The 5,876-nt window shown below is 50.1% G+C and carries 8 protein-coding genes; 5 read left to right on the top strand and 3 right to left on the bottom strand.

Annotated features, from left to right (window positions below; genetic code table 11):
• The first annotated feature begins 26 nt into the window (after positions 1-26).
• Together folD and RSA72_RS13510 are read left to right on the top strand one after the other, a co-directional pair.
• Positions 27-875, top strand: a complete 849-nt coding sequence (gene folD, locus RSA72_RS13515; protein ID WP_332623764.1) for a bifunctional methylenetetrahydrofolate dehydrogenase/methenyltetrahydrofolate cyclohydrolase FolD — start codon at positions 27-29, stop codon at positions 873-875.
• Between the two features lie 243 nt (positions 876-1,118).
• Entirely contained in the window at positions 1,119-1,787 is a 669-nt protein-coding gene (locus RSA72_RS13510) for a class I SAM-dependent methyltransferase (protein ID WP_332623763.1), read from the top strand.
• Positions 1,788-1,826: 39 nt separating this feature from the next.
• Here the strand turns inward: RSA72_RS13510 and RSA72_RS13505 are convergent, their stop codons facing one another.
• Positions 1,827-2,249, bottom strand: coding sequence for a hypothetical protein (locus tag RSA72_RS13505; protein ID WP_332623765.1), 423 nt, complete (start codon positions 2,247-2,249; stop codon positions 1,827-1,829).
• Positions 2,250-2,757: 508 nt separating this feature from the next.
• Here RSA72_RS13505 and glpD point away from each other — a divergent pair.
• The 3 genes from glpD to RSA72_RS13490 all read left to right on the top strand — a co-directional run bounded on the left by glpD (position 2,758) and on the right by RSA72_RS13490 (position 5,069).
• A complete protein-coding gene (glpD, locus tag RSA72_RS13500) occupies positions 2,758-4,278 on the top strand; it encodes a glycerol-3-phosphate dehydrogenase (RefSeq protein ID WP_332623762.1) in 1,521 nt (506 codons plus the stop codon).
• Between the two features lie 102 nt (positions 4,279-4,380).
• Positions 4,381-4,719 carry a hypothetical protein gene (locus RSA72_RS13495; protein WP_332623761.1) on the top strand — a complete coding sequence of 113 codons (339 nt, stop codon included), beginning with the start codon at positions 4,381-4,383 and terminating at the stop codon, positions 4,717-4,719.
• Positions 4,720-4,733: 14 nt separating this feature from the next.
• Positions 4,734-5,069, top strand: a complete 336-nt coding sequence (locus RSA72_RS13490) for a PoNe immunity protein domain-containing protein (protein WP_332623759.1) — start codon at positions 4,734-4,736, stop codon at positions 5,067-5,069.
• Between the two features lie 28 nt (positions 5,070-5,097).
• Here RSA72_RS13490 and RSA72_RS13485 read toward each other — a convergent pair whose 3' ends face one another.
• Together RSA72_RS13485 and RSA72_RS13480 are read right to left on the bottom strand one after the other, a co-directional pair.
• Complete coding sequence (locus RSA72_RS13485; RefSeq protein WP_332623758.1) at positions 5,098-5,472, bottom strand: hypothetical protein; 375 nt, start codon at positions 5,470-5,472, stop codon at positions 5,098-5,100.
• A gap of 103 nt (positions 5,473-5,575) precedes the next feature.
• A partial coding sequence (locus tag RSA72_RS13480; protein WP_332633339.1) for a phosphoenolpyruvate carboxykinase domain-containing protein occupies positions 5,576-5,876 on the bottom strand: 301 nt, incomplete at its 5' end.

Raw genomic sequence — 5,876 nt, 5'->3', positions numbered from 1 at the left:
ATTCATATCTACTTTGGAGATGTGCCGTGGCATTAGTTTTAGATGGTCGTGCATTAGCGAAACAAATTGAAACTGACTTGTTAACCCGCGTAGAAGCGTTAAAAGCGAAAACAGGTCGTACCCCAATTTTAGCGACGATTTTAGTTGGTGATGATGGCGCATCTGCGACGTATGTGCGCATGAAAGGCAATGCCTGCCGCCGCGTCGGCATGGATTCTTTAAAAGTAGAGCTTTCAGCGGAAACTACAACTGAGCAGCTGCTGGCTGAAATTGAAAAGCTTAATGCCAACCCGGATGTTCACGGCATTCTGCTGCAGCACCCCGTGCCTGCGCAGATTGATGAGCGCGCCTGCTTTGATGCCATCTCGCTTGCCAAAGATGTAGATGGCGTGACTTGCCTCGGCTTTGGCCGCATGGCAATGGGCGAAGCGGCGTACGGTTCTGCAACGCCTGCAGGCATTATGACGATCCTGCAGGAAAATAATATTGAGATTGCCGGCAAGCACGCGGTTGTAGTTGGCCGCTCTGCAATTTTGGGCAAGCCAATGGCGATGATGCTGCTGCAGGCTAATGCAACTGTGACCATTTGCCATTCACGCACGCAAAACCTTGCGGACTTTGTCAAGCAGGCGGATATTATTGTTGGTGCAGTTGGCAAGGCGGAGTTAATCCAGAAAGACTGGATCAAGCAAGGCGCTGTTGTGGTAGATGCGGGTTTTCATCCGCGTGACGGCGGCGGCGTAGGTGATATTCAATTGGCGGGCATTGAAGAAGTAGCATCTGCGTATACGCCTGTTCCGGGCGGTGTAGGGCCGATGACCATCACAACGCTGATCCGCCAAACGGTTGAAGCTGCTGAAAAAGCTTTAGGTTAATGTCCTAAAACTAATAATTTGATAAGTGGGTGTCCAGGGCGCTCCTCTGCGGAGTCTTGCCGGTTCAGTTTAACTTATTGAATAAACCTGCGGTTGGCCCTACTTTTGAAAGGCCAAAAGTAGGCAAAAGCCTTTGTTTCACTGACGTTACGTCCATGTAACGCAGTGAAACAGCGGCATCCATGCCGTCTGACGCGAAATTAATTTGAGTTGTGAATTCTCACTAGAATAAAAATGGTAGGTATGAGCCGCACGTTCCAATTTCCCCAAGCCCATGAACATTTGCTGCAAGCCCTGCATGATGTTATTCCGGGCAGTGAGCTGCTGGCGCAGCAATTGCCTGAAACGCCGATTTCACTGTGGCTGATTCCGCCGGTATTTCCAGCAGACCGTCTGGATGATGAAGTCATCCGCCGGATTTGGAACGATACGCCGTACTGGATCTTCTGCTGGGCATCCGGCCTTGCCATGGCGCAGTGGCTGCTGGCGGAACCGCATCATGTAAAAGATAAAGTGGTGCTGGACTTTGGCGCAGGCTCCGGCGTAGTAGCGATCGCCGCCAAGATGGCCGGCGCTAAGCGGGTGATTTGCTGCGATATCGATCAGGTCAGCCTAGCTGCCTGCCGCGAAAATGCCGCGCTGAATGGCGTGGAGCTGGACTATTTGGATGATCTGTATAAAGCAGAGCAGGTCGATGTGCTGCTGGCGGCGGATGTGCTGTATGATCAGTGCAACCGCTTTTTCTTGGATGAATTTTTAAAATTCGCCCCAGAGGTGTGGGTAGCGGACAGCCGCGTGAAGAATTTCAGCCATCCGCATTATCAGAAACTGGATGAGCGCAGCGCAACGACGTGGCCGGATCTGGATGAAGCCAAAGAATTCCGCAATGTCAGTTTTTATAAGACGCTGTAGCTAGCGTCTTATTTGTTTCAGGCTTCAGTTTGCTCGGGATTAAGAGCAGGTGTAGCGCACGACGCGTAAAGTCGCAGGGCGCGTGTCCAGCGCCTGCTGCGCAGCTAAGTTGTCGCTGTTGCGCAGATCCGGGGTGTTGGACAGGCCAAAGCTTGCGCGGGTATTGCCGATTTGGCGGCCAAATTGCGGGTCCTGCACGGCAGGGTTGGCAATTTCATTAACGCTCAGAATGCTCAGCTTAAAGGTTTTGTTGATGCCCAGCACTTTTTGGCAGGCGCGCTGCAGCTTGTTTTCATCCAGCTGCTGATTCTGGCGGCCCGCCAGCGTATAAGCCAAGGTTGCCGAATCTGCCGATTTGCTTTCAATTTGATAGCCGGATTGGCCGTTATATGCGCGCGGCGCGCTTTGGCATGCAGTTAAAGTGATTGCCGCCATACCCAAAGCTAAAAGCTTATATGCCATTTTCATATTGGTCTGCCCATGTTGTTATCATTTCAGTATGCCATAAGCCTGCGCATTTCTCGATGCTCAATTCGCCTGCTTTTTCAATTCAGCCAGCATCATCCAGTCGGGCTGGCCAGCCTTTTTAAGAGGCTCAGCGGCCTCAACGGATGCATTCATTCTCTGCGCTCAGGCTGCGCTTTCACATCTTTATTGAAATGAGGCGCTGTTCCCTCAGCGATGATGGAAATCCGCTTTTATTTTATTTCTCAGCTTTGAGCTTGAATACTGCTTTAAATGCAGATGAAGCCGGTAAATTGCAGTGGAAGTGCTCTTTTTAATACGCCTGTTATGCATTTGCTGTGGAATAGAAGCGTTTTTAAGGCAGCTGAAGCGGCAGCGTTTTGGGCGCTGCGGCGCAAAGATTTATTAGCGCTGATGGCGTGTTTTTGCTATGTTTGAAACATGATTAGAACAACAGCAGTGCCCGGCACTGCAGAATAAAAATAGGCAGCTTGAGGAGGCGCATATGCATGATAATCAGATCCTTTATGACATTGCTGTCATTGGCGGCGGGATTAACGGCGCTGGAATCGCTGCCGATGCTGCCGGGCGCGGGCTGTCAGTATTTTTATGCGAAAAAGATGATTTGGCCTCGCATACCTCATCCGCCAGTTCTAAGCTGATTCATGGCGGCCTGCGCTATTTGGAGCACAAGGAATTCCGCCTGGTGCGCGAAGCTTTAGTTGAAAGGGAAGTCCTGCTGACGAAAGCGCCGCACATTATTTGGCCGATGCGCTTTATCATGCCGCATCAGCCGCATTTAAGGCCGGCATGGCTGATCCGCACCGGCCTGTTTTTCTATGACCACTTGGGGAAAAGGGAAAAGCTGGCGGGGTCAAATCATGTGGTTTTCCGGCCGGCAGACAGTCCCTTGAAAGATGAAATTACCCGCGGCTTTGAATATTCGGACTGCGCGGTGGATGATGCGCGGCTGGTTGTGCTCAATGCTGTGCAGGCGCGGGAGCAGGGCGCGCAGATTGTGACGCGGACGCGTTGCCTTTCGGCCAGAAGGCAGGCGGGCGTTTGGCTGATTGAGCTGGAAAATGCCCAAGGCATCTATCAGATTCAGGCTAAGGCGCTGGTCAATGCTGCCGGGCCTTGGGTGGCGCAGTTTATTCAGCAGGCGCTGCAGCTGAAAGCCCCTTACGGCATCCGCCTGATTCAGGGCAGCCACCTGATTGTGTCCAAGCTCTATGAGGGCGATAAGGCCTATATCATGCAGAATGATGATCAGCGCATTGTTTTTGCGATTCCGTATCTAGGCCGCTATACCCTCATCGGCACGACCGACAAGGAATATTTAGGCGATCCGGATCAGGCCGAGATTACGCAGGAAGAAGTGATGTATTTGCTGGATGTCTGCAATGATCATTTTAAGCGGCAGCTGACGGCAGCTGACATTCTCAGCACTTTTTCCGGGGTGCGTCCGCTGTGCGATGATGAGTCGGATAATCCGGCGGCGGTGACGCGCGATTATACCCTTGTCCTGAGCCGGCAGCTTGCAGGCGAGGCGCCGCTGCTGTCGGTGTTCGGCGGCAAGCTGACCACTTACCGCAAGCTGGCGGAAGCGGCGCTGGCGCATCTGCAGGCATTTTTTCCTGAAATGGCCAAGCCTTGGACAGAAAAATCACTGTTGCCCGGTGCGGAAAACTGGACGTCCGCGGAAGATTTGGCGGCGCAGGCCATGCAGAAAATCAGCGGTGTTCCGCAGGCGCTTGCTGAACGCTGGGCGCATGCCTATGGCGCGCGCTTGTGGAGTTTTTTAAATCAGGCATCCTCTGTACATGAGTTGGGGTTTAATTTTGGCAATGGCCTGTATGCGCAGGAAGTGGATTATCTGGTGGAGCGGGAGTGGGCCGTCAGCAGTGAAGACATCTTAAAACGGCGGACCAAGCTGTATTTGCAATTTACATATCCTGAAATTCAAGTTTTGGATGAGTATTTAGTTGGATTGCATGAGCGCAGATTGCAGAAGGATGTAGCATAGTTGGTTGATTTTAATTAGGTTAAAAAGCAAAAATATATTAATGAAGATTATTATTTAAAATCGAAAGCAGACTGTATAGCAGGCATAGCAATCAATGTCGGTATGCTTGTTGAAGATGATGAATATAATTGCGGGGAAGCTCATCGCTGGAACTCAATCGCTGACTGTCATTTAAAAATTTTAATATTGGATTTTACCGCTGGCCAGCCAATCAGTTTAATGTCTGAAAGGTTTGAACAGGTTATTCAATGTCTTGAGTATGAAGTTGCACATACGGCAAATTTGAATCAGAGCGCCCGGCCTTCAGGCATAAATTTAGAAAGAGGGCTGGCATTTTGGGGGCTGGCTGTATTATTGGGGGAAAATGATTTATCAGCCCGGATTTCATTGCTTGCACTGGGGGGCGGCTGGATGATGACTATTGGAAATATGAGGTTTTAAATTTATATTTTCACTTGACGCAAAATGGCTATAAAAACCCAGCTCGTGAATTATTGTACAATCCTTATTATCAGGATTTGTGCAGTGTGATTAGAATAATGCAAGAAAATAATGATAAAGCTCAAGCAGTTCAAGTTTTAGAACATTATATAAAAGATCGGTATAAGTGCAGGAAGGGGGACTTTGGGTATAATGGGCACAATAAAATGCTGGATTACACCTATTATTCTGGCTGCTGGGCTTTTGAAGCAGCAGCTTTGGTTTATTTGTTTGATTTAGATGACAGATTGCTATTAAAGAGCATGTATTACCCTAAAGACTTGGTCGAATGGGCCAGGACAGGGCATTAAAAAAGCCGCTTCCGCGGCTTTTCTATTTTCAGATTTCGACGCCGCCCAGCGCCTTGCAGTCAACAGGCGTATTCCATTTTACTGCAGTGCCCCATATTACCGGGCGCACAACGCGCCAAGGCCAGAAACCGAATCTTTGGCTGGCATTGTAGTTGATGACCACATTGCCGCCGACCTGATGCGCCCGCTCTGCAAAGCGCGGATACAGCTCTGTAACGCTGCCGTAGGTGCCTTTGGCGACTTTAATGCGCTTTTTGATCTGGAACTGGCTGGCATCCGGCGTGCCTTTGATGGCGCAGACATGAAGCGCCGGCTGCTGAACCGCATCAGCGGCCTCAGTTTTGGCGAGCGCTAAGCTGGACAAGCCAAGCAGGCAGGCTGCGAGTGTGATTTTTTCTAGCATGAATTTCCCCTTTTATGGTTTTTGTTGATTTATAAAGTTTAAGTAAAGCAAGCAGGCTGAAAAAAGGCCGCGTGCGCGGCCTTCTTTCAATTTTATTGAGCAATTAAGCAGATTTTTTAACAGCTTCCAAAAGCGCATTTTGACGCGCTTTCAGCGCAGCCGGCAAGCGCTCGCCAAGCTTGTCAAACAATTCAGTGTGGCTTTCAAGCTCTTTGATCCACTGATCTTTGTCTTGCGCAGTCACAAGGTCAAACTGCGCTTTAGTGAAGTCAGAACCTGTCCAGTTCAGCTGTTCATAAGTTGGAACCAGGCCAATTGGCGTTTCAACCGCAGCAGCGCGACCTTCACAGCGGTCAATGATCCACTCAAGAACACGCATGTTTTGACCGAAACCAGGCCATACG

The sequence above is a fragment of the Acinetobacter sp. genome, from assembly GCF_036659555.1.
Lineage (GTDB): Bacteria > Pseudomonadota > Gammaproteobacteria > Pseudomonadales > Moraxellaceae > Acinetobacter.
Note: the sequence above shows the minus strand (reverse complement) of the source record. Positions and strands in the feature narration are given on the sequence as shown.